23 protein-coding genes and 1 tRNA gene are annotated in these 26,934 nt (G+C 45.5%); 9 read left to right on the plus strand and 15 right to left on the minus strand.

Features of this window, described 5'->3' with window-relative positions; translation table 11 throughout:
- Window positions 1-56 precede the first annotated feature (56 nt).
- Window positions 57-1,442, minus strand: coding sequence for an MATE family efflux transporter (locus tag L0660_RS17180; RefSeq protein ID WP_235160500.1), 1,386 nt, complete (start codon window positions 1,440-1,442; stop codon window positions 57-59).
- Between the two features lie 347 nt (window positions 1,443-1,789).
- Here L0660_RS17180 and hflX point away from each other — a divergent pair, with 347 nt between their 5' ends.
- The 3 genes from hflX (at window position 1,790) to L0660_RS17195 (ending at window position 5,163) form a co-directional block, all read left to right on the plus strand.
- On the plus strand, window positions 1,790-3,025 hold the full coding sequence (gene hflX / locus L0660_RS17185) for a GTPase HflX (RefSeq protein ID WP_233797474.1): 1,236 nt from the start codon (window positions 1,790-1,792) through the stop codon (window positions 3,023-3,025).
- A gap of 46 nt (window positions 3,026-3,071) precedes the next feature.
- A tRNA-Arg gene (locus L0660_RS17190) sits at window positions 3,072-3,143 on the plus strand.
- Between the two features lie 823 nt (window positions 3,144-3,966).
- The gene (locus tag L0660_RS17195; protein ID WP_235160501.1) at window positions 3,967-5,163 is read left to right on the plus strand and encodes a L,D-transpeptidase family protein; all 1,197 of its coding nucleotides are present in this window, start codon (window positions 3,967-3,969) and stop codon (window positions 5,161-5,163) included.
- On the opposite strand, the gene L0660_RS17200 is transcribed toward L0660_RS17195, so the two are convergent.
- From L0660_RS17200 to L0660_RS17210, 3 genes are all read right to left on the minus strand, one after another.
- Window positions 5,121-5,897 carry a murein L,D-transpeptidase catalytic domain family protein gene (locus tag L0660_RS17200; protein WP_235160502.1) on the minus strand — a complete coding sequence of 259 codons (777 nt, stop codon included), beginning with the start codon at window positions 5,895-5,897 and terminating at the stop codon, window positions 5,121-5,123. The genes L0660_RS17195 and L0660_RS17200 overlap by 43 nt on opposite strands.
- 167 nt (window positions 5,898-6,064) lie before the next feature.
- Entirely contained in the window at window positions 6,065-6,922 is an 858-nt protein-coding gene (locus L0660_RS17205) for a prephenate dehydrogenase (protein ID WP_235160503.1), read from the minus strand.
- A gap of 37 nt (window positions 6,923-6,959) precedes the next feature.
- Complete coding sequence (locus L0660_RS17210; protein WP_235160504.1) at window positions 6,960-8,117, minus strand: pyridoxal phosphate-dependent aminotransferase; 1,158 nt, start codon at window positions 8,115-8,117, stop codon at window positions 6,960-6,962.
- A 141-nt stretch (window positions 8,118-8,258) separates the two neighbouring features.
- Here L0660_RS17210 and modA point away from each other — a divergent pair, with 141 nt between their 5' ends.
- The 4 genes from modA to L0660_RS17230 all read left to right on the plus strand — a co-directional run bounded on the left by modA (window position 8,259) and on the right by L0660_RS17230 (window position 11,361).
- A complete protein-coding gene (gene modA / locus L0660_RS17215; protein WP_235160505.1) occupies window positions 8,259-9,011 on the plus strand; it encodes a molybdate ABC transporter substrate-binding protein in 753 nt (250 codons plus the stop codon).
- 48 nt (window positions 9,012-9,059) lie between these two features.
- Window positions 9,060-9,734, plus strand: coding sequence for a molybdate ABC transporter permease subunit (modB, locus tag L0660_RS17220; RefSeq protein ID WP_235160506.1), 675 nt, complete (start codon window positions 9,060-9,062; stop codon window positions 9,732-9,734).
- Entirely contained in the window at window positions 9,715-10,608 is an 894-nt protein-coding gene (locus L0660_RS17225) for an ABC transporter ATP-binding protein (RefSeq protein WP_235160507.1), read from the plus strand. Before modB ends, L0660_RS17225 begins: the two co-directional genes overlap by 20 nt.
- A gap of 75 nt (window positions 10,609-10,683) precedes the next feature.
- Window positions 10,684-11,361, plus strand: a complete 678-nt coding sequence (locus L0660_RS17230; protein ID WP_235160508.1) for an SGNH/GDSL hydrolase family protein — start codon at window positions 10,684-10,686, stop codon at window positions 11,359-11,361.
- 96 nt (window positions 11,362-11,457) lie between these two features.
- On the opposite strand, the gene L0660_RS17235 is transcribed toward L0660_RS17230, so the two are convergent.
- From L0660_RS17235 to L0660_RS17270, 8 genes are all read right to left on the minus strand, one after another.
- Window positions 11,458-12,579 (minus strand): C1q-like domain-containing protein, encoded by a 1,122-nt coding sequence (locus tag L0660_RS17235; protein WP_235160509.1) that lies wholly within the window; start codon window positions 12,577-12,579, stop codon window positions 11,458-11,460.
- A 171-nt stretch (window positions 12,580-12,750) separates the two neighbouring features.
- Entirely contained in the window at window positions 12,751-13,650 is a 900-nt protein-coding gene (locus tag L0660_RS17240) for a sugar phosphate nucleotidyltransferase (RefSeq protein ID WP_233797484.1), read from the minus strand.
- A 125-nt stretch (window positions 13,651-13,775) separates the two neighbouring features.
- Window positions 13,776-14,102: an iron-sulfur cluster assembly accessory protein gene (locus L0660_RS17245; RefSeq protein WP_026628659.1), complete on the minus strand. Its 327-nt coding sequence runs from the start codon at window positions 14,100-14,102 to the stop codon at window positions 13,776-13,778.
- Window positions 14,103-14,223: 121 nt separating this feature from the next.
- Window positions 14,224-15,153: a homoserine kinase gene (locus L0660_RS17250; RefSeq protein WP_235160510.1), complete on the minus strand. Its 930-nt coding sequence runs from the start codon at window positions 15,151-15,153 to the stop codon at window positions 14,224-14,226.
- Window positions 15,150-15,542 carry a HEPN domain-containing protein gene (locus L0660_RS17255; protein WP_235160511.1) on the minus strand — a complete coding sequence of 131 codons (393 nt, stop codon included), beginning with the start codon at window positions 15,540-15,542 and terminating at the stop codon, window positions 15,150-15,152. The genes L0660_RS17250 and L0660_RS17255 overlap by 4 nt, the downstream gene beginning before the upstream one ends.
- The gene (locus L0660_RS17260) at window positions 15,539-15,877 is read right to left on the minus strand and encodes a nucleotidyltransferase domain-containing protein (RefSeq protein ID WP_235160512.1); all 339 of its coding nucleotides are present in this window, start codon (window positions 15,875-15,877) and stop codon (window positions 15,539-15,541) included. The genes L0660_RS17255 and L0660_RS17260 overlap by 4 nt, the downstream gene beginning before the upstream one ends.
- A gap of 35 nt (window positions 15,878-15,912) precedes the next feature.
- Window positions 15,913-18,369, minus strand: coding sequence for a bifunctional aspartate kinase/homoserine dehydrogenase I (gene thrA / locus L0660_RS17265; protein WP_235160513.1), 2,457 nt, complete (start codon window positions 18,367-18,369; stop codon window positions 15,913-15,915).
- 94 nt (window positions 18,370-18,463) lie between these two features.
- Window positions 18,464-19,204, minus strand: coding sequence for a hypothetical protein (locus L0660_RS17270; protein ID WP_233797490.1), 741 nt, complete (start codon window positions 19,202-19,204; stop codon window positions 18,464-18,466).
- Between the two features lie 212 nt (window positions 19,205-19,416).
- Between L0660_RS17270 and L0660_RS17275 the strand changes: the two genes are divergently transcribed.
- Window positions 19,417-19,671: a YrdB family protein gene (locus L0660_RS17275; RefSeq protein ID WP_233797491.1), complete on the plus strand. Its 255-nt coding sequence runs from the start codon at window positions 19,417-19,419 to the stop codon at window positions 19,669-19,671.
- A 1-nt stretch (window position 19,672) separates the two neighbouring features.
- Here the strand turns inward: L0660_RS17275 and L0660_RS17280 are convergent, their stop codons facing one another.
- On the minus strand, window positions 19,673-22,639 hold the full coding sequence (locus tag L0660_RS17280) for an FAD-binding and (Fe-S)-binding domain-containing protein (RefSeq protein WP_235160514.1): 2,967 nt from the start codon (window positions 22,637-22,639) through the stop codon (window positions 19,673-19,675).
- A 123-nt stretch (window positions 22,640-22,762) separates the two neighbouring features.
- Here L0660_RS17280 and L0660_RS17285 point away from each other — a divergent pair, with 123 nt between their 5' ends.
- Complete coding sequence (locus L0660_RS17285) at window positions 22,763-24,220, plus strand: hypothetical protein (protein WP_235160515.1); 1,458 nt, start codon at window positions 22,763-22,765, stop codon at window positions 24,218-24,220.
- Between the two features lie 745 nt (window positions 24,221-24,965).
- On the opposite strand, the gene L0660_RS17290 is transcribed toward L0660_RS17285, so the two are convergent.
- Entirely contained in the window at window positions 24,966-26,228 is a 1,263-nt protein-coding gene (locus tag L0660_RS17290; protein ID WP_235160516.1) for a HAMP domain-containing sensor histidine kinase, read from the minus strand.
- Window positions 26,225-26,902, minus strand: a complete 678-nt coding sequence (locus L0660_RS17295; RefSeq protein WP_233797495.1) for a response regulator transcription factor — start codon at window positions 26,900-26,902, stop codon at window positions 26,225-26,227. Before L0660_RS17295 ends, L0660_RS17290 begins: the two co-directional genes overlap by 4 nt.
- Window positions 26,903-26,934 lie beyond the last annotated feature (32 nt).

Below are 26,934 nucleotides of genomic sequence, written 5' to 3' on the forward strand. Positions count from 1 at the left end.
AGGCAGTTGTTTTCGTTTCTGGGCGGGGATCGAATGCACCATCCCCGCTCAGTATTTCATACTTTAACCAACTTCCATTTACCCAGCCTGAACCGCCAGATCCCCAGCAATGCCAGAATGGATTCCGCAAATGGAACCGAGGCAAAAACGCCGATCGGGCCGAAATTCATCATAACGGCAAGCACATACGCAACCGGAATCTCAATCGCCCAAAAACAGATCAGGTTCAGGACAGTCGGCGTTTTGGTATCCCCTGCCCCATTGAGCGACTGGATAACGACCATTCCATAAGCATAGGCAGCATAACCCAGGCATAGCACGCGCAATGCCATTTTGCCTGTGGCAATAACCTGTGGATTAGGACTGAACAGACCAATAAGTTGCTCCGCGCCAATGAACATTAAAACGGCCAGGCCCAGCAGGAAAATAAAGTTGTAAGACGCACACTTCCAGACCGATTTCTCCGCCCTATCCGGCTTCCCGGCCCCCAAATTCTGCCCCACAAGCGTCGCAGCAGCATTAGCAAGCCCCCAGGCAGGCAATAATGTGAACATAATGACGCGAATGGCAATGGTGTAACCTGCCACCACGTCACTGCCGAATTCGGACAAGATACGCGTCAGAAAAATCCAGCTTGCGGAACCTATCAGAAACTGGACGGTGCCACCCGTGGCCACTTTTACAATCGTCGCGATGGTTTTGGGATCAGGACGCAGATCGACCCATAGCAAGCCGAGCGGTTTTTGTGCTTTTGTCAATGAAAATAACTGATAACCAACGCCAATAGACCGTCCTAATGCCGTGGCGAGAGCCGCGCCTGTTACGCCCAGCTCAGGAAATGGCCCAAGTCCGAATATCAGCACCGGCCCCAGAATCATGTTGAAGCAATTGGCAACGATTAGTGACCGCATGGCGGTTGCAGCGGCACCGGCGCCTCGCAATGCTCCGCTCAGGGAATAAAGCAAAATGACGACAGGGCTGCTCAGAAACTGAATTCTTGCAAAATCTGTCCCGAGTTCGATCACCTTTGCATCGGCACCCATGATCCGCAGAATATCGCCCGCAAACCATGTCCCGACCGTTGCAGTAACTGCCGAAATAGCCAGAGAGATCACAATAACCTGCCCCACCGCATGCCTGGCGCCATTTGTATTCCCTTCGCCAACGCGACGTGCAATGGTGGCCGTTGCAGCCGTACTCAAACCAATGGCCACAGAATAAACCAGCGTAATCACAGATTCAGTAAGCCCGACAACCGCCACGGCTTCTGTACTCACTTTTGAAACGAAAAAAATGTCAACAACGGCGAAAAGCGACTCCATGACCATTTCAAGGATCATTGGGACGGATAGTAGAAATATAGCACGGTTGATGCTTCCTTCGGTAAAACTTTCTTCGGAGCCACGAATAGCCTGACGAAGCAGTTGAAACCACTTTTTCATGGATGAAATAAGATTGAAATAAAATAAGAATTGAAAGTGACTAGCGAAAGTCACAGAGAACAGTCCGGTGGGAGAATGTCCGCAGACGGACCAGGAAAAGACTTGTGGTTATTGTAAACCGGGGATGATCACCAACATATTTCGAAGAATTTGGGCAAATATACAAAAGTGCTTTTCTATTATTCAAACAAAATACTGGATTAATTCAGATGTAAGTGTAATTTCACGGCCTGGACGGGGTGAACTTTTGCTTTCGCCAAACCGTTGCCATTCTACTCTTTCCTGCAAATTTTGGTATAAAAATTGGAGCATCGGGCAGGAAAGGAAATACCATTAAACAACTCTTCATGATTGATAAAAAGAAGTTATACTCAACAGCCGAAAAGCCGGAAACTGCTGTGCTTGTGGCTGTTAGTACCCAAAAACAACCGGCGGAAAAGACAAAGGAATACCTGGACGAGCTTGCTTTTCTGGCAACAACACTGGGCGTGGAAACGGTTAAGACATTTACACAAAATCTGGAACGAGCTGATATCCGCACCTACACCGGAAAAGGAAAATTGGAAGAAATTCTGATTTATGTGACCGCGAACCCTGTGGACATGATCCTGTATGATGATGACCTTACGCCGTCGCAGGTGCGAAATCTGGAAGCTGTTTTCAAAGACATTAAAGTGATTGACAGGAGTTTACTGATCCTGGATATTTTCGCGATGCGGGCTCAAACTGCACAGTCGAAATTACAGGTTGAGCTGGCCCAGTATCAATATATGTATCCTCGATTGACACGCCTGTGGACTCACTTAAGCCGCCAGTCTGGGGTTGGTGTGGGTATGCGCGGGCCTGGGGAAACAGAATTGGAAACGGATAGACGTCTGGTGAAAGACCGGATCGCATTCCTGAAAGAAAAATTGGAAAAGGTTGATCGTCAGAGCACTACGCGCCGGAAGGAAAGAGACCGGCTGGTGCGCGTTGCCATTGTTGGTTATACCAATGTTGGAAAATCAACGTTGATGCGCGGGCTTTCGAAAGCAGATGTTTTTGCAGAAAATAAGCTGTTTGCAACCGTTGATTCAACTGTGAGAAAGGTGAATATGGAGAACATCCCATTTTTGCTGACTGACACCGTTGGTTTCATACGCAAATTACCTACGCTGCTCATTGAATCATTTAAATCGACTTTGGACGAGGTTAGGGAAGCGGATATTTTGCTGCACGTGGTAGACATTTCGCACGCTTCATTTGAGGAACATTTGGATGTGGTAAACAAGACATTGGAAGATATTGGCGCTGCCAACAAGCCCACTATTCTTGTTTTCAATAAAATTGACCTTTATAACCCGACATTCAACGCAGATAATGATGAGGGCCAGGAAATTGAGCAGACAGAAAGTGTTCTGGACCAATTGAAAAAGAGCTATATAGCCGATAAGGCGGATCATGTTGTGTTTATTTCGGCTGAAAAGAAGGAAAATATTGACGAGTTGAGAAACACATTATTTTCCATGGTGAAGGAAAAACACTTCTCCATTTATCCAAACTGGCTCGATTTGGGATACACAGCAGTAGAAGCGGAGGAATAATCATTTGTAATTCAAATGATTTTTTGCCAGTTTTGCACCCCAATTCGACTGCGTAGTTCAACGGATAGAATAGGAGTTTCCTAAACTCTAGATATGGGTTCGATTCCCGTCGCGGTCACGAAAGCCAGGCATACGCCTGGCTTTTTTGTTGAATATGAGTTTCCTAAACTCTAGATATGGCCGGGCGGCCGGTGCCGTTCGATTCCCGTCGCGGTCACGAAAGCCAGGCTTATGTCTGGCTTTTTTGTTGAATAGGAGTTTCCTAAACTCTAGATATGGCCGGGCGGCCGGTGCCGTTCGATTCCCGTCGCGGTCACGAAAGCCAGGCATACGCCTGGCTTTTTTGTTGAATATGAGTTTCCTAAACTCTAGATATGGCCGGGCGGCCGGTGCCGTTCGATTCCCGTCGCGGTCACGAAAGCCAGGCTTATGTCTGGCTTTTTTGTTGAATAGGAGTTTCCTAAACTCTAGATATGGCCGGGCGGCCGGTGCCGTTCGATTCCCGTCGCGGTCACGAAAGCCAGGCATACGCCTGGCTTTTTTGTTGAATATGAGTTTCCTAAACTCTAGATATGGCCGGGCGGCCGGTGCCGTTCGATTCCCGTCGCGGTCACGAAAGCCAGGCTTATGTCTGGCTTTTTTGTTGAATAGGAGTTTCCTAAACTCTAGATATGGCCGGGCGGCCGGTGCCGTTCGATTCCCGTCGCGGTCACGAAAGCCAGGCACACGCCTGGCTTTTTTGTTGTCACACCTGGCTGATCCTACGCCCGATAAGTCACCGCTTGTTGTTACTAAAATTCCCCAGGGTCCGAGTCTCCAATGCTATTTTGCGTAGAAAAACATAACTTAAATCTTCAAATCGTAGGACTTTTTAAAGTTCATGGTGATGTAAATTCTTAGCATGGCAATTGCATAGAAGCCTTTAACTAAATTACAACACAATGCAAATGCTCTCTGGCTTGGGCCGCACCCGTTATATCCCTCTATTGATTTTATTTACGCTTGCCATCCTGCAATCTTGCAAAAAGAATCCCAAGGAAATGTCCCGGGAGCAGCTGGAAAAGGAATTGAGCGACAAAAAACATTACGAAAAACTGCTGGAATTCGGCAAAAGTGCCGGAATCAATGTTGAAAAATTTGCTGCAACCGGTGAACAGGCGCCTGTTTTTGCCTTGCTGGAAGAAGCCGGATTTGGGCATAAACCAAACCTACGCTATACAGAAAAGAAAGTTAAGGCAGACACATCACTCCTTCGTGAAGCTGCGGAAGCACTGGTGAAAGGCGAGTCGGTGGACAAAGTGATGAAAGGATTAGAGCCGGTTTATCCTGTTTATAACAATCTTAAAATACACTACGCTAGGCTATTAAAGGAAAACAAGCAAGATAGCGCGGCCGTTGTTGCTGAGACGCTGAATGCTTATCGCTGGATAAAGCGGCAATCCAAAGGCGCTCCGCGGTTCGTTATGGTGAACATTCGCGGTGCCTATCTGGCCGCCATGGATTCAGCCGGACAGAATGTGCTGCGTATGCGTACGGTGGTAGGTAAAAGCGACACGCCGACGCCTACGATGGACACTTATGCAACGAGCATCGTGACACACCCATACTGGAATGTGCCAAAAAGCATTGCTATCAAGGAAATGTTTCCCAAAGCGGCAAGTGATCCGGAATACTTGTCCCGAAATCGAATTCAAATAATTGATAATAAAGGCCAGGCGGTAAATCCGGAAGAGATTGATTGGGAAGAACTTACAGCTGAAAAATTCCCCTACCGCTTTCGTCAGGAAACCGGTGAAGACAATTCACTAGGTTTGCTGAAAGTGGAGATTAAAAATCCACTGGCGATTTATCTGCACGACACGAACGCAAGATATTTGTTCAAAAGTAATTCGAGATGGAGAAGCCATGGCTGTGTACGCGTGCAGCAACCGACCGATCTGGCCAACTATATGGCTGGCACCAAGCTGCTTGACAACGATTTCATGACCGAGCCTGACACGGTGTCGACCCCGCCGAAGTGGCACAAATTAAAAGCAAGAATTCCAGTATTCCTGCTTTATCTGGGTGCCGATTGCAATGAAAAAGGGGATTTGCTTTACTTTGAAGACGTGTATAAAAGAGGATTGCCAAAGGTGTGATCCAGCTTATCCAATTTCAGGCCTGATAATAGAGGTGAAGCCTTAACATATTGCTGGTCAGCAGAATATATAAATAGTCCTGCGCCATTGCAAAGCATGCTGATTAGTTTTTTAGAATCCAGAATAGATACAGCAGGACATCCAAGGCTTCGGCCCAGGCGACCTGTGTTTTTAATAAAAGACTCACTTACATAATCTGCTCCGTGCATAACGATCGCCCTTTCCAGTGCGCGGTCGTTAATGCCTTTTTCAACCCCTTCCAGCCTCAGCGAAAGCCCATGCTTACCCGTGTAAGTCCCTAAAGTTTTATAAAAACCCAGGCTGGATTGATATGATGAATTATCATTCGAAAAACGCTTTGCAAACTCATCACCGGAATTCCTTCCGTGCGCAACGTATGTATTGAGCAACACTTTTCTCTTTATCAGATCTATTACGTAAAGCCTCTTATTACGCGAAGACTGGCTAAAGTCGGCAATCGCAAGGATCGGGTTAGCCAAATTCATCTTCTGAAAACCATACCATGCATAGTAAAATGCCGCCTCAGAAAGACCTTGTTTTTTCAAGCCCAGCGAATCGTAAAGACTTGCCCATTGCGGCTTGGCAAGGGAATCTGGCTTAATTTTTATGGAATCGGAGTTTGTGGAATCGTTAAGTGTATCAAATTTTTGGAACCCGAAGGAAACACTAAGCGCAATCATTACTGCTACTAATACTGCCTGAGCTTTTGTCATTTCTAATCGTTTTATTGAAAAATCTAATTATTATCGATTGAGAGAGGAGGTAGATTAATCCCTTGAAGGGTGCATGTTTAACAGCCCGGGCAATGTTAATGGTTCCTAAAAGACAAAAAACAGCTCACAATGAGCTGTTTTTCAATAAGTTAAAAACTTCATATTTTTCATTTTTTCTCAATTCCGGCTAAAACTCGTCTGATGTCATTTGCCTTACTCATGAAGTCCAGACTTGTTTCCAGATCATGCTGATCAATAGCATCCTTGAACTTTTTCAGCAGCTCAATGTAGTCTCCCAATGCTTTTGATACATTGGTTTTGTTCTGATCAAAAATAGGCGCCCACATTTGCGGTGAGCTTTTAGCAAGCCTGACCGTTGAAGAGAATCCGGTGCTCGCCATGGCAAAAATCGCTTTCTCGTCCTTTTCTTTATCCAACACCGTCAATCCGAGCGCAAAAGAACTGATATGGCTCAAATGTGACACGTAAGCCAGGTGCAAATCATGTTCGGTCGGCTGCATATAGTAAATTTTCATGCCGACGTCTCGCAGGAAAGTTTCAACCAGGCCAAGTGATTCAGCATTGCTTTTTTCCTTATCACAAATAATGACGTATTTATCCGTAAGCAACTCCTTAAATGCAGCACCAGGTCCGGAGTTTTCTGTTCCTGCCATTGGATGTACGGCAACGAATTGCGCACGTTTCGCATGCCCATCCGCAATCTGGCAAATCGCCTCTTTTGTCGAGCCAAGATCCATAATAGTCCGTCCTTCCGGCAGATGATCAAGCATGTAAGGCAAAAGCTTATTAATGGCGTCAACAGGCGTTGCCAGCACATTCAGCTCAGAAATTTGCAGCGCAACGTCAAGTGTAACGATTTCATCCACAATGCCTTTGGCCAAAGCAATTTTTTGATTTACCAAAGAATTATCAACGCCTACAAACTTAACATTCGGATATTTTTCGCGCAGGCTCAAAGCGAAAGAACCGCCCAGCAAGCCCACTCCTATTATACTAAGTATCATTTCGATTCAAAATAAATAAACACCAATAAATTGAGGATTAAGCCTTTATTCGTTCCACTGCTTGCCAGATACGCTCCTTCGGCATGCAAAGCGATAAGCGGATGTAACGCTGTCCTTTCGGCCCGAAGATAAAGCCAGGCGCAATGAACACATGTTTTTCAACCAAAAGAGCATTCACCAGCGACTCCGCCGATTCGACAGAATCCGGCAATTTGCCCCATAGGAACATGCCTTCCTGCTTACGATCCCAGGTGCAGCCAATTGTTTCCAAAATAGCCTCAGCAGCTTCCAAACGGCCTTGATATACCGCATTGCGCTCCTGGTGCCACTCGTCCGAATTATGCAAGGCCGCAACAGCCGATTCCTGCATGGCCCAGAACATGCCCGAATCCACATTACTTTTAATGGTAAGCACGGCATTAATGTAAGGCTTAGCCGCTGATAACCAGCCCATTCGCCATCCCGCCATATTGTGCGACTTGCTCATGGAATTAAGCTCAATCGCAACCTCTTTCGCTCCTTCAACGGATAACAGGCTAATCGGCGCCTTTTTATTTAAAACCAAACTGTAAGGATTATCATGGCACAGCAGAATCTTATGCTTTGTCGCAAATGCCACAGCCTCTTCGAACAACGCTTGCGTTGCAGGCGCTCCGGTAGGCATATGCGGATAGTTTAGCCACATGATCTTAGTTTTCAGCGTTACCAATGTTTCCATCGCGGTCCAATCCGGCTGCCAGCCAAAATCTTCACGCAACGGGTATTCCTTCACAACCGCACCCACCATTTGACTAACGGCCCGGTAAGCCGGGTAACCCAGCTCAGGAACCAGCACTTCATCGCCTGGATCAAGGAATGTCAGAGAAATGTGCGTAATGCCTTCTTTTGAACCAATTAATGGCAATATTTCTGTTGCAGGATCGAGTTTAACGCCGTAAGTATGATAATAGAAATCTGCGATTGCGTTCCGATATGCGGGCGTGCCCACATAAGGCTGATAACCATGCGCTTGCGGCTTTTGAGCCGCCTCAGACAAGGCTGTTATTGTTTCAGACGAAGGCATCATGTCCGGGTTTCCAATCCCCAGGTTAATGACATCATGACCTTCTGCAATCAGTTTGCGAACCTCCGCGAGCTTCACCGAAAAGTAGTATTCGGAAGTCTGCTTGGTGCGCTGGGCAGTATCTATAATCATTACATTGTTATTAATTACACTTTTAAGAAGCCGGTTTCCCAGCTGTGATTTCAGAGCCTGCGCTTGAAATGGCGCGCAATTTACGATTTTTAACGCAATGGGAAGCAATGATCATTTGGGGTTTATCCATTAAATTGCAACATGAATATTCAGCGTTTTTTTCTGCTTTTTTCGGTTTTCCTGGCGGGTTGTTCCAAACCTTCGGAGAAAATTATTGTGGCTACCGCCGCCAACGTGCAATATGTAATGAAGGAAATTAAGGCGGAATTTGAAAAAGAAGCCGGGAAGGAAATTGACATTGTGGTTGGTTCTTCCGGCAAGCTTACCACCCAGATCCGCGAAGGCGCACCGTTTGATGTTTTCGTTTCGGCCGATACAAAATATCCGGAGGAGATTTTCAAAAACGGCGGATCGGCAGAAAAACCCAAAATCTATGCATTAGGATCATTGGTCTTATGGTCAAAAAACATTCCAAAATCTGATCTAAACATTGATTCACTAGCAAACGATAAAATCAAGAAAATTGCTGTCCCTAACCCGGAAACGGCACCTTATGGGGAGGCCGCTATTCAGATTTTAAAGTCAAAAAATTTGTTTGATAGAATAGAAAAAAGGCTCGTTTTCGGCGAAAGTATCGCCCAAACTGCCCAATACATTACGTCCGGCAATGTTGAAGCAGGTTTCAATGCATTATCCATCGCCCTTTCGCCCGAAATGAAAGATAAGGGCAACTACATTATCCTGGATTCGACCGATTATAAACCCATAGAACAAGCAGCCATACTCCTCAATCACAGCGAGGATTCTCCCAAAAAAGCAACCAGCGAACAATTCTATAAATTTCTATATTCCAAAAAAGCGAAAGCAATCTTTCAAAAATACGGCTACAAATAGAGGACAGCCATTCACTCATTCAGTCATTCACGCATTCAAAATTCAAAATTGAACCCTCAACCCCTTTGGCTAACCTTTAAACTCGCAACGATCACTTCGCTGATCCTGCTGGTGCTTGCATTGCCATTGGCCTACTGGCTGGCTTTTGGGAAGTTCAAAGGGCGTGGGATCATTGAATCGCTGATTGGCATGCCGCTTGTGCTGCCGCCGTCTGTGATTGGATTTTACCTGCTTCTGGCATTCAGCCCCTCCTACTGGTTCGGTGCTTGGATCGAAAGTATTTTTGGGTTGAGGCTCGTTTTCAGCTTTCCAGGCCTTGTTATTGCCTCCGTACTTTATAGTTTACCATTTATGGTCTATCCCATTCGCGCAGGCCTGCAGTCGCTTCCCGCCTCATTGCGCGAAGCATCTTATACATTAGGTAAAAATGAATGGGAAACATTCTTCAAAGTGCTTTTGCCAAATTGCAAACCTGCCATATTAACTGCATTTGTTATCACATTTGCGCACACAGTCGGCGAATTCGGGGTTGTGCTCATGATCGGCGGCAATATTCCAGGCGTTACCAAAGTCGCTTCTGTGGCAATTTACAACGAAGTGGAAGCGCTGAATTACGGCGCAGCCAACGATTATGCGATCGTGCTTTTTGCAATTACATTCGTTATTTTGCTGTTGGTCTATTCCATTAACAACCGCCTGCTCCGTGTCCGACAGCCTTCTTGACGTCCATATCAAGCACACTTTGCAAACTGTCCACGGCAAAATGCCGATGGAAATTGGATTATCACTTCCAAAAGGACGGATTTTAGCCATTACAGGACCGTCTGGTGCAGGTAAAACAACATTATTAAGACAAATCGCCGGATTACTAACCCCTGAAACAGGCAAAATCACATTCGGCAACCAAGTTTGGCTTGATAGCGCAGCGCAAGGATCTGTTGCTCCACAACTCAGGAATATTGGTTTTGTTTTTCAGGACTATGCTTTGTTCCCGCACCTTACGGTTGAGGAAAACCTCCTTTTTGGTTTACCAAAAGGCAGCGATCGCAGCATCGTCGATGACCTGCTGAATGCCACAGAACTCTCCAATCTGGCAATACAGAAACCCAACCAACTTTCTGGCGGTCAGCAGCAACGCGTAGCATTGGCCCGGGCACTGGTTAGGAAGCCGGATCTATTGTTGCTGGACGAACCCTTTGCGGCTCTCGATTATAATATGCGGTATCATTTGCAGGATATGCTGTTGAAATTTCATCGCCAGCACAATCTCACCATGATCATCGTAACACACGACATCGGCGAGATTTTCCGTCTGGCAGACCAGGTTGCGATCATTGAAAACGGTAAAATTACCCGCCAGGGAGCTCCTGCCGAGGTTTACGCAAACGAGCAGTCAAAAACGGAGGATTTTGTGATCTTTGGAGAAGTGCTTAGTTGTATAAAACAAGCGGATCAGCTGCTGGTAAGTGCACTGGTTGAAAACAAAGTCCGTCAACTGACATTGCCGCTGGATCTGGCGCCGGAAATGGTTCCCGGCAATACATTTACATTGCATTACCCGATGGATGCGGCCCGCGTGACGTTGATCAGGCATTGAAGAATCCAAATGTCGCTAAGGGTAATTTTAAAAGCTGGCAGTCTTTTTTCCAAAAACCATTTTTATCCATTCTATATGCGGGTCATTTTTAAATTTTTGCAGGTTGCCATTTTCATTCTGCCCCTGATTGCAATGCGTCAGGATAAGCCACTTCGCGTGATATTTTTCGGAGATTCCATCACACAGGCCGGCGTAGGGCCGACGGGTTACATTACCAAAATGAGTGAAATGCTCAAATCAAAGGGTCAGGACAGCCAATACGAGCTCATGGGCGCCGGAATCGGCGGCAACAAAGTATATGACCTGTATCTTAGACTGGAAGACGATGTTCTTTCCAAAAAGCCCGATGTAGTCTTTATTTACGTAGGAATTAACGATGTATGGCACAAAACGTCCTCAGGAACCGGAACGGACCCCGACAAATACGTGAAGTTTTATGAAGCATTGATCAAAAAAATGAAAGCGCAGAACATTCGCGTGATCGTATGTACGCCCACAGTAATCGGCGAAAGAAATGACGCTTCCAACCCCCAGGACGGCGACCTGAATCAATACTCCAAACTCATCCGTGAAATAGCAACCCGCAACAGCCTCCAGCTTTGCGACCTAAGAAAATCCTTCCAGGATTACCTGGCTCTAAACAACCCTGAGAATAAGGAAAAAGGGATTTTAACATCAGATAGAGTGCATTTGACTGATGAAGGGAATAAGTTTCTGGCGGAGCGGATGATGGAAGCGCTGGTGCAGAAGTAATTTTCAGGTTTTGTGAATGTAAATATCTGTGAAAGCAAAAAAGACCTCCAAGGAGGTCTTTTTATGCTGTACGCACATGCAAAATAGCTTGAATATTTACTGTTTCAACACCAAACGTCCACTAAAATGGCTCTTTTCATTCTCAGGCCATATAGTAAGTTCTTTACTCCCATAGTTTTGTACTTCAATATGAACCATATCGCCCTGAATAAGTTGAATATCTGTTGATGCACTTATAGAACCGTCATTCCCGCTTCTAAAATCAAAACTTGAAACCGACATTTTCGATCCTCCCCTTGTTCTTATAAACCGTGCTGTCGTAACAAAATCGTCATAGGTTGCAATACTCCACAGCAGTGTTAAATCAAAGTGGTAGATTCCGTTGAGGGGAGCAATAAATGTGCTGTGTGGAGAACCTTGAACATCATTATAGTTTGATCCCAAATCATACTCCTGAATCGTGAATGCAACTTTTGAGACACTTCCCGGTGCAATTTTTTCACTTCCATTCTCCGGAATCCCACTTGCTCTGAACGCCACGTTCCCTAAGACATTATCCCATGAAGCATTTCCATTCGCATCGGAGGTAAGTACTTTTCCGACTCCAGGAGATTGTCCCGGACCATGGATTTTTATTGGTCCGCTAACTTCCAATGCAGTCCCGTTAGTATTAGCTGCCGAAGCGAGAACCCCTCTACCACTTGAACTGGTGTTCCCAACTATACCGGTACCATTTACAGTAGCGCCTCTCATGGCAATAGCATTAACAGCAATCCCACTTATCGCAATAGAAGAAGAGTTTCCATCATTGTTATTAATAAGAAATAATGGGCCGTTGTGGGTGACTAACTGGGAAAATGGCAACGCTAAATTTGCAACTCCTCCGCCTACTAAACTCCACGCCGGATTAGCAGCTGTTCCGGCATTGTAATAAAACCCCGTTTTGCCGAGGCCTGCATTCGTATTATAAACGAGCAATGCAGTTGCCGGATTTGGAACAGTCGCATTATCGGAAACAGATTGTAACGAAACACGAGGAATCAAAAGTCCTTTATCTGAGCCCACAATTTCGAGCGCGGCACTTGGATCAGGTGTAAGCGTATTGATACCAACTCCTTGGGAAAAAGCGATTTCGCTGGTAAATAACATTATTATTGAAAGTAATGTAAGAAAGCGATAAGAAGGCCGCTTATGTTCTTTTGGTAATGGTGAAATCATGTTCTTGTCAATTTTGGGTGAATCATTTAACAGTTTGAAGACCCAATGTTGTTACGAGAAATGAATGTTCACCAAAGCGATGAGCCTCCGGTGGGAAAGCGTTAGTTTACGGTAAAACAAAAAAGGAGCCGTTTTTGAGACGACTCCTTTTCATTATTCAATGATCTACTTTTACTCCCAAAGCTTCTCCGGATAAACCCCAGCCTCATGCAATGCATTCAGCGATGCCTGAACCGTTGGCTTATCTTCCGGGTAAGTTACCCCAAACCAGTCGGAGGCGATGCGGAAAACGCGGCAATCACCCAGCCCGTTTTTGATAATGTGCGTCATGACGGTTGGGATGTAAAATTCAGCTTTTGGCGTGTTAATGTTCTCCCTTGCGTAGGTTTCAAACAAGTCTTTTGTGATTGGAAACATGCCCGGTTTGAAACCCCAGAAATTCATGGAAACAGGGGTTTCCGGTGCCACTTCTGTTTTGATGTCATTTTCTTCGAAATAGATTTTTCCACCTTCTTCGAAAATTTTGGTGCGTTCCACAACCGATTCGAGGTTATGATCGGCTCTTTCCACGCAAATGCCGCGGGAAACGGTGCCGTTTTCGGATAATGTGCGTTTCAGCTCGTAACCGATCATGGCGTGCTGCTTATCATTGGTGTCGTTGGTCAGAAAGTCGGCCATGGTGGCGAAAGCGTCGCGACCATAAAAATCATCTGCATTGATTACCGCAAAGGGTGTTTCAGTCTGCGGCCAGGCGCACAATGTGGCATGCCCGGTTCCCCATGGCTTTACGCGTTCCACTGTTCCCAAATCCTCAGGAACATATGACTGAATGCCTTGGATGGCGAAATCGTAATCAATTTTACCTTTCAGTTTCGGCGCAAAAATCGCTTCTGCACTGTCTTTAATTTCCTGGCGAACGATAAAAACTACTTTACCAAAACCGCTGCGAATTGCGTCGTATAGTGAATAATCGATGATTGTCTCCCCATTTGGGCCAAACTGGTCTAGCTGCTTGATGCCTCCGTAACGGCTACCGATGCCGGCAGCTAAAATCAAAAGAGTTGGTTTCATTCAAATTGTTTTAATGTGTATGTCTGCTACTTGAAGCGGCAAATTAAGGCCATTCAGGACTATAAAAAAAACGCGTCCGAGGATTTCAGAACGCGTTTGGAAAATAAAATATTTTAAGAATATCGTTAAACCGCAAAGCTTTCGCCGCAGCCGCAAGTGCGGGTTGCATTGGGGTTTACAAATTGAAAGCCCTTACCATTTAAGCCATCTGAAAAATCTAGTATCGTTCCGGCCAGGTAAAGAATGCTCTTTTTATCAACAATAATTTTGACACCTTTATCCTCAAAAACCATGTCCGTAGGCTTCGTTTCAGAGTTAAACTCCAAATTATAAGTCAAGCCTGAACAGCCGCCTCCCAGCACACCAACGCGGATCTGGTAATCCTCAACATGTCCGTCCGCATTGCGGAGTTCAACAATTTTATCTTTGGCGCTATCACTTACAGTAACCATGCTATTTCTAAGTTTTGTATTCGTAAATATTTAACGTCTGAAACAAATAATAAAGTTCACCAGTCCGTTAGAGTTCTTTCCATTTTTCGCAATGTGCCTCTCATCCGATTTTCGGAAAGCATTATAATATGGATGCACCGTTTTTATTGATGGCAGAAACATGCATACTGGCTTCAATTCCGGCGTCCGCAAATTTCAGTTGCATAGCCCGACCTGCACTTTCCGCATTAGCCTTTCCCTTGCTCAATGCAAACATAGAGGGCCCTGAGCCCGAAATGCTGCATCCCAATGCTCCGTTTGCAATGGCTGCTTTCTTAACTTCGTTAAATTCAGGGATCAAAATGGACCTTACCGGCTCAATGATAACGTCAACCATGGACCTGCCGATCAACTCATAATCTGATTTCATCAAACCCGCCACCAGTCCGGCAACATTGCCCATTTGAGCAATCGTGTTTTTGAGCGACACTTCGCTGCGCAGGATAAAGCGCGCATCTTTTGTATTAATCTCAATATCAGGGTGAACCAATGTACAATACAAATCATCCGGCACAGGAATCGTAAAGATATCCAACGGATTGTAGCTCCTGATCACCACAAAACCACCCAAAAGCGACGGTCCAACATTATCTGCATGCGCCGATCCCGAAGCGATTTTTTCACCTTCCATTGCAAAAGGCAGTAATTCCTGACGGGTCAGCGGGTTACCCAGCAGCTCGTTCATCGCAACAACTCCTGCCACTGCACTCGCCGCGCTGGAACCCATTCCGCTTCCTAGTGGCATATTTTTATTTAAAATAACTTCTGCGCCGAAGTCTTTGATGCCCAAATGCTTCAATAAATGCAACATAACAACGGTCACTGCATTTTTTTCAGCATTACGCGGCAACCGGCCTTCATCTCCTGTAATTTCTGTTATAACAACGCCAGGCTCGTCCCGTTTTTTAATCTCCACCACATCTCCCGGCGCCTCAATAGCAAACCCGAAGATATCAAAACCACACGCAACATTAGCCACTGTAGCCGGCGCAAAAGCTTTTATTGAATTCACTTTAAATGGTTGTTTTGCTTTAAGTAGTGAATGGCAGCTTTGGTAAAATATTCAGCATCAGCTAATGCTTCTTCTGCTTGCGCTCCATCAACCTCTTCGTAATCATAATCTCCAAATTGCCTCTTGTCAGAGGTCCTCTGCAACATATCCGTGAGTGACATTTCCATAAGCTCGCTTTTAATATATAATTCGCGAAACTTATTATGCGCTCCCAGATGCGTCTTAGTTTCGACACCCTGCACATGAAGAAGCGCCTGGATAGAATGAAATATCGCGTAATATGAGCGATTTACTACTGCCTCAAAATGGGCACCTTCCAAAGAGTCCCGAGCGGTGTCGAGACATTCGTCAACTTTCCGAATGATCTTATATAGCTTTACTTCACTCATAATTCGATGCCCTCACGAATGACGTTTTTTCCAAGAGGAGTTTCACCAAAAAACAATTTGTTATTTGTATAAGGAATTGCAGAGATCCAAAAGCCATATTTCATGCCTAAATCACTTGAAATCGGAGCCAACATATTGATTTCATTATACGAACGTATTTCTTCATCATTCAAAACGACCATATAATCCACATCAGATTCCTCATGCTGCTCACCGCGCGCATAAGAGCCAAACAGGATCACCTTATTCAGCCGTTTACCATATAACTGGCTCACCTTGCTGACAAACTCCTGAGACAATGCTGATATTTCTTTCGGAATTCCCTTCGTACTCATAGCTTGGCCGTTAAAAACATCACAATTTAAATCCTTTACCCCAAATAACTACTAATACTCATGATATCCGCGAAGACGCCGGAGGCGGTAACTTCGGCGCCGGCCCCGGGGCCTTTGATGACGAGTGGGCGGTCTTTGTAACGTTCTGTCGTGAAGGAAACGATGTTGTCGCTTCCGGATAATGTATAAAACGGATGCTGGGCGTCGACGGTTTTAAGCTCTATGCTGGCTTTTCCATTTTCAAGCGTGGCAATGTAACGCAGCTTTTCATGCTTAGCTTCCGCTTCTGCCTGCATGCTTGCGAAGAAACCGTCAGAAATTTCAAGCTCCTGGAAAAAAGCATCGACTGTGGGCGCATTCAGGCAGTTTCCTGGCAAAATGGCTTTGATCGTAATTTCCTCGGCTTCCAAAGGCACACCTACTTCACGTGCAAGAATCAATATTTTGCGGCCTACATCGGCTCCGCTCAAATCTTCCCGCGGATCGGGTTCCGTAAAACCTTTCACCTTGGCTTCACGCACCACATCTGCGAAACGTATTCCAGGACCGAAATTGTTGAAAATGTAAGATAGCGTTCCCGAAAGGATTGCTTCAATTTTGAGAAATTTATCACCGCTCGCCATTAATCCCTGAATGGTGTTAATGATCGGCAGACCGGCGCCTACATTGGTCTCATACAAGAACTTAACCCCGCGCTGCAATGCGGTCCGTTGCAACGAAACGTATTCTGAGTAAGTGCCGGAATTGGCAACCTTGTTGGGCGTTACTACGGAAATGCTGGCATCCAGCAACATATGATAATACTGCACAATGTCCTTATCCGAAGTGCAATCCACAAAAACGCTGTTGGGCAAGTTGAGCTCGATCATGCGCTGCACGAATGCTGGCAGGCTCGTTTTCACACCCTCATCCATTACGCGGTCACGCCAGTTTTCCGGGCTGATGCCGTCGGGATCGAGGAGCATTTTTTTGGTGTTGGTCAAACCTGCGATGTTGAGGTTCAGCAGCTTTTCTTCTCTTAAATAGGTTGTCTGATTCTTGATCTGGTTCAGTAACGTGCCTCCAATCAGGCCCATTCCTACAATAAACAGGTTGAGCGAGCGCGTTTCAGATTGAAAAAACACGCCGTGGATGGCATTAAGCGCCTTGGAAAGGTCACTTTTGGCAATTACCACAGATATATTAAGCTCGGAAGAACCCTGCGCCGTGGCCACAACATTAATCCCATTTTTGCCCAAAACAGAAAACAGCTTACCGGAAACACCCGTGCTTTTTTTCATTCCTTCACCCACGATCGCGATGATAGAAAGGCTTTTTTCAATGGCAATGCTGTCAATATGGCCCAAGGCGATCTCCGTAGCAAATTCTTTTTCAAGAACTTCCGTCGCGCGCTGGGCATTTTTTGGATCAATAGAGAAACAGATCGAATGTTCGGACGAAGCTTGTGAAATCAGGATAACGCTGATCGCATTGTTGGAAAGTGCGGTGAATAGCCGGCCGGAAATCCCTGCCACGCCAATCATCCCGCTTCCCTGAATGTTCACCAAAGCGATCTCATCAATGGAAGAAATCCCGGTTATCGCATAATCTTTCCCATTAGCGGCTTTTTGCACGTAAGTCCCTTCAAAATCAACATTGAATGTGTTGAGCACTTTCAATGTGATATTCTTGGCAAATGCAGGCTGCAGACTCGGGGGATAGATCACTTTCGCGCCAAAGTGGGAAAGCTCCATCGCTTCCGAATAAGAAATGGAAGGGATTGTAAATGCATTGGCAACCTTACGCGGATCGGCGGTCATCATACCGTCAACGTCTGTCCATATTTCAATGGAATCGGCATCCAATGCTGCGGCAATAATGGAGGCTGTATAATCGGAACCTCCGCGGCCTAATGTGGTTGTTACGCCTTCTGCTGTGGAAGCAATGAAGCCCGTAACACATTGTAAAGCAGCTGCTTTGGCAAAATATTCGAGGATCTGGCGGTTTGTGATCTCAAAGTTCACATCGCCCATTCCGTAAGTTGCATTGGTATGAATAATCTGCCTGGCGTCGCAGAATTCGGCGGTTACGCCTTTGCTTTTCAGGATTTCGGTAATAACCAGTGTGGATAGACGTTCGCCAAAGCTCATGATCAGGTCCAGCGTTCGCTCTGAAAGCTCCTTGATCCAGGAAACGCCCCTTAATATGTCTTCCAGTTCGTTAAAAAGCCCTCTTACCGCGGCAAATGTGCTGCTTTGGTTCTTTACCGGAATCAGGCCGCGCACAACTGCAAAGTGCCTTTCCTCAACCACTTTCAGGAATTCCATGTACTCAGGATTTCCCGCAGCAGCCATTTTACCGATCTCGATCAACCGGTTGGTAACACCGCCCATGGCAGAAAAAACGACCGCAATACGCTCCCCTTCCGCCAGGTTTTTTTCAAGGATACTGATTACTGTTTTAATGCTGTCTACCGAACCGACAGAGGTGCCGCCAAATTTAAGAACCTTCATTTAAAGCTATATTCGAATACGCAGATGATCAATAGTTCGCTGCCACCGGGTTTGAACCGATGCAAATATAACAATTCAGATATACGTTAGCGATTTAAAACGCTATCCCAAATCCAGCTCCTACATTCACGACGCCTATAAAGCGTTTTTCACTCACCTTTTCAGAAAAATCAAATGAACCGCGAACAGCGCGAATGGTAACATCATTGATCTCTGCCTCTGCGCCGATCACATCCGCATTGAGCTGAAAAAACAACGCTCCCGACAACGGCAGTCGTAAGCTTGCACCGCCGGCAAGCCCGAAAGCAGTAGTTGATGCTTTTTTGAGATTAACCGTAATAGGCTCGCCACCGGTTTCCGATGTCCCTATCAAATCGACGGTTGGAGAATTTGCCCAGATTTTACCCGCTTGTGCATGCAGTTCAAGCTGCACCCTATTCATGTTAATGTACAATGCCGGACCGATCATTAATGCATTCAGCTTCCAGTTTGACACATTACTTTGCCAGGTATATCGCTCATTCAGGAATTGTGCATAGCTATTGGCTTTGTCCAAAATCGGCTGAGAATTTGTCTTATTAATGTTCATGCTTCCCGAAGCTCGCAACCCGATCCATCGTGCGACCCGGAAATCATAATTAGCCTGTCCAAAAATGCCGGAACCTGTCAATCCTGCAAATGGATCGTCCAGTTTTTCGCGGGCCAATTCCCCAACCGGTAAGCTATATCCCCCCGAAACTGAGAAAAAACTGCGGGTGTCCTGCGCCCGGCTTTCGATGTTACATAATAGGAAAAGTACAATCAGGGCAGGAAGGTAACTGAGGGAAATTTTCATAAATCAGGCTGAGTATTGTAATAAGTTCTTTGTCGAAGTTTCTATTTTTCATCTAAACTAACATCAAACATACCAGTTTTATTACATTTTTAACGAATGACTTTGTTTGGGGAAATTTTATCAACACAATGTTATATAAATGGCTGTAAAATCCATTTTACGCGGGTTGGTACAACTTTGGTACTAACATTTTCAAACTAAATCATTGAACCATGGACAGGCGAGAAACTGATGACCAAGCCAGAGCTACGAAGAATACCAAGAATGTTTGGAAGTGGATATTAGGTGTGGGTATTGTATTAATGGCAATTGCATTTTGGGGTGGATTTTTCAACCACAACGAAAATTTTACCGAAGCTGAAACACCATCGGAGCAAGGCTCTGGCGCCACAGGAGCAGCGGGAGCAGCTGCGGCTGATAGCGTAGCATCGGATACAATCATGGAAAATGTTCGTAAGACGGAGTAAGTCACTTATCGATAAGTGCATCCCATAAAATTTCGGCAGGATGTTGTGAACGACGTCCTGTTCCGTCTTTTATCTGATGCCTGCAGCTGGTTCCGGCAGCGGCCACCAACACATCTTCGGGCTGCTGGCGTACTGTCGGAAACAACACCAGCTCTCCTATCTGCATGGAAACGGCATAATGTTCCTCTTCATAACCGAAAGACCCGGCCATGCCGCAACACCCCGAGGGAATGAGCTGAACATGATAATTTTCGGGAAGTGATAGCGCTTTTTTAGACGCAGATAATGTGGATAAAGCTTTTTGATGACAATGCCCGTGCAACTTAATCAGTTGCTTTTTTTGTGTAAATACACTTTTATTAATTCTTTTCGCGTCTATTTCGCGGGCAATGAATTCTTCAAAAAGCAATGCATGCTCGGAAATTCTGACAGCATCCGCTCGCTGTTCTGCAGGAACAAGATCGATATATTCATCACGAAATGAGAGAATTGCGGACGGTTCGATGCCGATCAGCGGTGTATCGTAAGTGATGAGATCTTTAAGGTAAGCCACATTTTTAATGGCCAGTTGTTGGGCTTCTTTTACAAATCCTTTTGACAAATAGGAACGGCCGGATTCCTCATGCTTTGGAATAAAGACTTCATAACCAATTCTTTCCAGCAACTTAACGGCTTTCTTGCCAACCTCAACATCATTATAATTCGTAAACTCATCACAAAACAAATAGACCTTCCGGGCATTTGAATGTTCTGGTTTTTGTCTTTTTTTCCACCACTTTTCCAATGTCTCCGAATGCAGATGCGGCATGGAACGATCCGGGTGAAAACCGACCATTTTATTAGCTATTTTCCGAAGTGAAGTTGTGCCAAAAACACCATTAAAAGCCCAGGGAGCGATAGAAGCCAGCTTCATCTGTTTAGAGAAATTTGCGATCAGCTTGCTCCGCATAGGAACCCCATGCGTTTCATAATATTGCTGCGTAAATTCCGCCTTCATCTTGCCCACATCCACACTGGAAGGACATTCCGACTTACAGCCTTTGCACGAAAGACAAAGATCCAGCACTTCTTTCACCATTTCCTGGGTAGCGGCGATTGGTGCGCTGCCTGTTTGCTTTTGGCTAACCGGCGTTAAATATTGTCTGAGAATGTTCGCGCGTGCCCGTGTGGTGTCCCGCTCCCGGCGCGTGGCCATGTAACTCGGGCACATGGTTCCGCCCGTAAGCTCTGTTTTTCTGCAATCCCCTGATCCACTGCACTTTTCAGCCAGACGGAGCATTCCTTCCTGTTTGGAAAAATCAAAAATTGTTTTGATTTCGGGCTGCGGTTTGTCCTGCTCATAGCGCAGGAATTCATTCATAGGCGGCGTATCGACGATTTTATTTGCATTAAAAATCCCATCAGGATCCCAGATGCGTTTTACCTGCCGGAACATTTCATAAACTTCACTGCCCATCATATAAGGAATAAATTCACCCCTTAACCGGCCATCGCCATGCTCGCCCGACAGCGAACCATTGTATTTTTTGACCAATGCAGCCGTATCCGCCAGCACTTGCCTGAAAAGCTGCTTACCCGCTTCGGTTTTGAGGTTGATCATCGGCTCCACGTGCAATTCGCCAGCACCGGCATGCGCATAATATGAAGCGTGCAGACCGTGATTTTGTAAAAGGATTTCCAACTCGGCAATGTATTCAGGCAAATCCTCCACCGCCACGGCACAATCTTCGATGAGGTTAACGGGCTGTGTATCACCCGGCAAATTCCGGATTAACCCCAAACCTGCCTTTCTGATGTCCCAGGCCTTGTTTGCCTCTTCTCCAAACAAAAGCGGATAGGCATAACCCAGGTTTTCTGCCTTCAAGGCAGTAATCAGATTTGCCGCTTGCAGCTCAACCTCCTGAATATTATTTCCCCAGAATTCAACCAGCAACAATGCCGCCGGATCACCCTGCATGAAGAACCTGTTTTGGGAATAAACCGTGTGATCTTTGGTAAAGTCCATGATGTAGCGGTCCACAAGCTCGGAAGCTTTTGGATCAAATTGCATAGCAACGCGGTTTGCATGCAGTGATTCAGCCAGCGAGTTGGCATGCACGCAAACCACACCGACAGACGCGGGCGGCGCATCTACCAAAGCTAGTTTCGCCTCGGTAACAAAGCACAATGTCCCTTCCGAGCCTGCAATCAGATTGCAGAGATTTATTTCATTTTTTTCAAAACCCCTTACCAATGCATCCAGCGCATAGCCTGAATTTCTGCGTGTTACGGTTGGTTTGGCAAATTGTTTTTTGATCAACTCCTGATCCACCGGATTCGAAACCAATCCCATCATGCCAGCCAGAATGGACTGCTCTCTTTTGCTATTGGCCTTTTTACCTATAACCGTGTTTGTAAATTCCGAAACAGACTGGTTATTAAATGTCGTTTCCGAACCATCCGACAGCAATACTTTTACTTCCAGCAAATGATCCCGCGTAGCGCCCCAGGTGATCGAATGCAAGCCGCAGGAATTATTCCCGATCATTCCCCCGATCATAGCGCGGCTCGCCGTAGAAGTTTCCGGCCCGAAAAGCAGGCCGTATTGGGCTAAATGCTTGTTCAGATCATCCCGGATCACGCCTGGCTGCACGCGAACCCACTTTTCGGCCACATTAACCTCGATGATTTTTCCAAAATGCTTTGAAATGTCAACCACAATCCCGCTTCCCACTACCTGCCCCGCCAGCGATGTGCCGGCAGCACGCGGAATGAGTGTCACTTTATTTTTGGCAGCGAATTCAATTAGTCTGCGAATATCTTCCACCGTTCGCGGGAGCGACACTGCGAGAGGCATTTCCTGATAAACGGAAGCGTCCGTTGCATAGATGGACTTTTGAGCCGCATGCAATGTTGAGTTATCAAAATAAAGCTCCCCTTCAAAGCGGGAACGGAGGTCATTGAATTGTAGGATTGAAACGCGGCTCATTCGGAGAATCAGGAATTAAGAGGCTAAGTTAAAAGAAGTACGGGGCAAATGCCGCACGATCTTACGTATATTGGCACACTTTTTACACTTGAAAAGTGACCTCAAAATCTTATTATACACAAAATGAAAAAAGTAACGCTACTGATACTATTATTTACCAGCGTATTGGTAAAAGCCCAAAATACTGCAACTATAACGCTCACTAACCCAAAACAAGCTCCTGTAACCGTAACTTTGGTTCAGGAAGATGTTCACTTCCACCCCAATCTGGGCATAGGCCTTGCCGATGTAAAACTGGAACCCGTCGCCTCCACTGATTTTAAAGACAAAACAACCGAAAAAGCCGTCATTCAATTGCCGGAGCCACGTATGATGCGCCTGCAATATGGCGGTGGAAGCATTAACAAAACCTGGATGCTATTCATCCAGCCAGGCGATGACCTTACCATTGCATTCGCCGATAACGGAGATGTGACTTTCTCCGGAAAGAACGCTAATTATCAGACTTTTCTGAAAAATTATTTCCTTGAAAACCAATTCCAGTATTTGCCGGTATTTGGCTACAAACCGTCGCAGATTGAGAATAAAAGTGTAGTACAACAAAGCGACAGCCTGGAAAAAGCACGCCTGGATGGTTTTGCGAAATTTAAAGCGGCAAATCCTGTTGTGCCTGGTTTTGAGGCTTATGTGTTGGCTACCACGGCTACAGAGCCATCTTTAATGAGACGCTTGATCCAGGAAAAGATCATGCGCGGCAACCGGGTCATGAAGTTGGACGATGCGCAACGCAAAGAGCTCGAAGAAGTTACGTTGGCCGATTTCAAAATCATGTCAGACGAAGCATTGCTAAGCCAGTCGTATCGCGATGAACTGCGCAACTGGGCTTTGATCCCGTCTACAAGGAAATTCCCGCTGGCGTCTGAATCAAGATATGAAATCAGCCCGGAAGCATTGAAAGATGTTTATGCTTTTAGTAAGGAAAAACTAGCAGCCTATCCGAAACAGAAAGAATATCTGCTCACATACTGGCTAAATTACGCCGCCACGGCTATTCCGGGCATTGAAACCAGCAAAGCACTTTTGGAAGATTACAAAACAACATTCCCGCAATCCCCGAATGCCGAATATATAGCGAAGCTGATTGCAACAAAAGAAACATTGCAGCCCGGCGCAGCATTGGCAGATATTACATTGCTGAATGTGGATAGCACGGCTGTAACGGTTTCGTCACTTACCGGAAAGCCCGTATGCATGGTATTTTCGTTCAGTATAGGCCAGCACGAGCCAGGTATGAAGGCGTTGGAAGATAAGTTGGGCGATAAAGCAACATTCGTTTATGTATCCGTCGCTCCCGGCATTCCGTTCGGCACCTGGAAGCAATATGCAAAGGACAGGCCGAATGCAAAGCATTTTTGGGCTTCGGATGAGAACATTGAAATTTTGAAGGAGAAATATGCGATTGATATCCGCTATCCTTTCCTGGTTACGGATGCATCCGGAAAAATCGTAAACCGCTGGATCCCGCAGGAATTTCCTGACAATAAAATGTTGACAGCTGAACTGGAAAAAGCATCCAGGTAACAGGAACAGTTAAAGCAAAAAAATAGGACGTATCAGCGAATCCCGGAGGGATGAAACATCGGTAGCAAAGAAAATAGGCCATCAGCGAATCCCAGAGGGATGAGATATCGGCAGCAAAAAAATGGCGGTCAGCAAATCCCGGAGGGATAAAATATCGGTAGCATAAAAAAATGGCCATATCAGCGAATCCCAGAGGGATAAAATATCGGTAGCATAAAATAGGGCGTCAGCGAATCCCAGAGGGATGAAATATCGGTAGCAAAGAAAAATGGCCACATTTGCGAATCCCAGAGGGATAAAATATCGGTAGCACCATAAGGTCAATCCAAGATAAAAATCCCGGAGGGATGAAACAATGTGTAGGCTGTTTCATCCCTCCGGGATTTTTCGTCATTAATGATCATTTTTTTGCTACCAAGATGTCATCCCTCCGGGATTTTCCGTCATTAATGATCATTTTTTTGCTACCGATATGTCATCCCTCCGGGATTTTCCTTCATTAATGATCATTGTTTTGCTACCGATATGTCATCCCTCTGGGGTTTTTCGTCATTAATGATCATTTTTTTGCTACCGATATGTCATCCCTCCGGGATTTTCCTTCATTAATGATCATTTTTTTGCTACCAATATTTTATCCCTCTGGATTCGCTGACGGCTATTTTTTTTGCCGATATGTTATCCATTCGGGATTTGCTGACCGCCATTTCTTTTGCTGCCGATATGCTATCCATCCGGGATTTCTTTATTGGGATTCTATGCGGATTTTGTGGATTGATTCTTGATTTTGATAGGTGACTTTTAAATTATAATTATCACAAATCTGCTTCACGATTGCCAAGCCCAATCCCACCGATTCGCTGCCGGAGGATTCCTTTTTGAAGCGGTCAAACAAGCTTTCAGGGTCAGTTTTTAATGCATTACCGGTGTTGCTTACCTGCAAATGATGGTTTCCGGATCTGATCTCTAATGTTCCGTTCACGTAATTATGGCGGATAGCATTGTTGATCAGGTTAACGATCATGATTTCTGCCAATGCGGGAGACATTAATGTGATAAATTCTCCCTCAGCATCAATATCCACGCGGAGTTGTTTATGTGAAATGATGTCTTCAAAATCGCCGAGTTTCGCTTTTAGCAAATCGGTCAGATTGGTGTTTTCCTGCTCTGTAAACTGCTGATTTTCAATCTTTGCTAATAATAGCAAGCCTTGATTAATCCGGGAAATTCTGCGGGAAGCGTGATAAATCTCTTCAATCCAGTAAGTATGATCTTTGTCCAGATCACCCGTTTGGATAAACTGCTCCACGCGTGCATTAATAAGCGCGAGCGGCGTTTGCATCTCGTGGGACGCATTCTCGGTAAATTCTTTGAGGCTCTTGTAATCGTGCTGCATTTTGGAGGCCATTTTTACCATCACATCTTCCAGCTCATTGAACTCCGTAATTTCACTTTTCGGAAGCTCCAACTTTTTACTTTTGGTCCAATCAAAATCCTTAATGTTGGCCAGCGATTCGTAAAACGGTTGCCAGATTTTTCCCGAAAGCCGTCGCTGGAAAAAGAACATTCCTACCATCAGCACGCCCAGAAAAGCAATCATAATCGCCGAAATAGCCTCAATAAGCTTGTAAGACTGGATCATCGACTTCCTGATCACAACCCGGTGCGGCTCACCGTCTATGGAGGCGTAGAAAGTCAGCTGCCTAAACGGATCAAGGGTTCCTTCATATCGGTTCAGAATCAATGTGTCTTTAAAAATCACCTCGTCAGAAATGCTGCCGCGCGTGGGGCTGACTTCGATTTTATTTTCTACAAAATACGCATCCTCCAACCACTCGTCGTGCTCCTCCACATAAGCCTCAAAATCGCGTTTCTCAACTTTGAGCCGATTTTCCACCTCGTCGTAAATCATATATTTGATACTCCAGAAAAACGCGATGCCCACCGCAATGTAGATAGCCAGCGATGCGAAAAGGTAAATTCTACTTGTTTTCTGAAGTAATTTCAAGGTGCTGTGAATTTATAACCGATGCCGTAAATGGACTGAATGTAGTCCTTCCCTCCCCTTTCCAAAATCTTTTTCCGGAGGTTTTTGATGTGCGAATAAACCATATCCAGCGAATCATAGGAATCCATATGATCACCCCAGAGATGTTCTGCGATGGATTCTTTGGTCAGGGCCACGTCCGTATTAGCCAAAAAATACAGCAAAAGGTCGTATTCTTTTTTAGACAAAATCGCCTCCTTTTCCCCAATAAAAACCTTTCTGGATTGTAGCTGCACGCGGATTTCTTTCCAGATCATATCATTGTTCCCGCCAAAACTCCGCCTCCTGATCAGCGATTTAACCCTAGCATTCAATTCAGAAAGGTGGAATGGCTTGGTCATGTAATCGTCCGAGCCGATTTCCAGCCCTTTGATCTTGTCTTCCAGCGTGTTACGAGCCGATATAATGATAATGCCGGTGGCTGCTGCTATCTTTTTTAGTGTTTGCACAATGTCAAAGCCGTCGCCGTCGGGCAATGTCAGGTCTACAATCGTGCAATCATATTGGTACAAACTGATTTTCTCATCGGCTTGCCAGAATGTATTGGCCACTTCACAAATAAATCCTTCGCGCGTCAAGTATTCAACAATGCTTTCCGCCAGGCCCTTTTCATCTTCTACTACTAATACTTTCATGGATCGGCTGTAAGATAACGGACAAAGGTAAA

It is taken from the genome of Dyadobacter sp. CY351 (genome assembly GCF_021502625.1).
Lineage (GTDB): Bacteria > Bacteroidota > Bacteroidia > Cytophagales > Spirosomataceae > Dyadobacter > Dyadobacter chenhuakuii.

Bases quoted from the DNA above. Each gene is read 5' to 3' on its own strand.
- L0660_RS17180 (WP_235160500.1), bottom strand. From the start codon at position 1,442: ATGAAAAAGTGGTTTCAACTGCTTCGTCAGGCTATTCGTGGCTCCGAA.
- hflX (WP_233797474.1), top strand. From the start codon at position 1,790: ATGATTGATAAAAAGAAGTTATACTCAACAGCCGAAAAGCCGGAAACT.
- L0660_RS17195 (WP_235160501.1), top strand. From the start codon at position 3,967: ATGCAAATGCTCTCTGGCTTGGGCCGCACCCGTTATATCCCTCTATTG.
- L0660_RS17200 (WP_235160502.1), bottom strand. From the start codon at position 5,897: ATGACAAAAGCTCAGGCAGTATTAGTAGCAGTAATGATTGCGCTTAGT.
- L0660_RS17205 (WP_235160503.1), bottom strand. From the start codon at position 6,922: ATGATACTTAGTATAATAGGAGTGGGCTTGCTGGGCGGTTCTTTCGCT.
- L0660_RS17210 (WP_235160504.1), bottom strand. From the start codon at position 8,117: ATGATTATAGATACTGCCCAGCGCACCAAGCAGACTTCCGAATACTAC.
- modA (WP_235160505.1), top strand. From the start codon at position 8,259: ATGAATATTCAGCGTTTTTTTCTGCTTTTTTCGGTTTTCCTGGCGGGT.
- L0660_RS17230 (WP_235160508.1), top strand. From the start codon at position 10,684: ATGCGGGTCATTTTTAAATTTTTGCAGGTTGCCATTTTCATTCTGCCC.
- L0660_RS17235 (WP_235160509.1), bottom strand. From the start codon at position 12,579: ATGATTTCACCATTACCAAAAGAACATAAGCGGCCTTCTTATCGCTTT.
- L0660_RS17240 (WP_233797484.1), bottom strand. From the start codon at position 13,650: ATGAAACCAACTCTTTTGATTTTAGCTGCCGGCATCGGTAGCCGTTAC.
- L0660_RS17245 (WP_026628659.1), bottom strand. From the start codon at position 14,102: ATGGTTACTGTAAGTGATAGCGCCAAAGATAAAATTGTTGAACTCCGC.
- L0660_RS17255 (WP_235160511.1), bottom strand. From the start codon at position 15,542: ATGAGTGAAGTAAAGCTATATAAGATCATTCGGAAAGTTGACGAATGT.
- L0660_RS17260 (WP_235160512.1), bottom strand. From the start codon at position 15,877: ATGAGTACGAAGGGAATTCCGAAAGAAATATCAGCATTGTCTCAGGAG.
- thrA (WP_235160513.1), bottom strand. From the start codon at position 18,369: ATGAAGGTTCTTAAATTTGGCGGCACCTCTGTCGGTTCGGTAGACAGC.
- L0660_RS17270 (WP_233797490.1), bottom strand. From the start codon at position 19,204: ATGAAAATTTCCCTCAGTTACCTTCCTGCCCTGATTGTACTTTTCCTA.
- L0660_RS17275 (WP_233797491.1), top strand. From the start codon at position 19,417: ATGGACAGGCGAGAAACTGATGACCAAGCCAGAGCTACGAAGAATACC.
- L0660_RS17280 (WP_235160514.1), bottom strand. From the start codon at position 22,639: ATGAGCCGCGTTTCAATCCTACAATTCAATGACCTCCGTTCCCGCTTT.
- L0660_RS17285 (WP_235160515.1), top strand. From the start codon at position 22,763: ATGAAAAAAGTAACGCTACTGATACTATTATTTACCAGCGTATTGGTA.
- L0660_RS17295 (WP_233797495.1), bottom strand. From the start codon at position 26,902: ATGAAAGTATTAGTAGTAGAAGATGAAAAGGGCCTGGCGGAAAGCATT.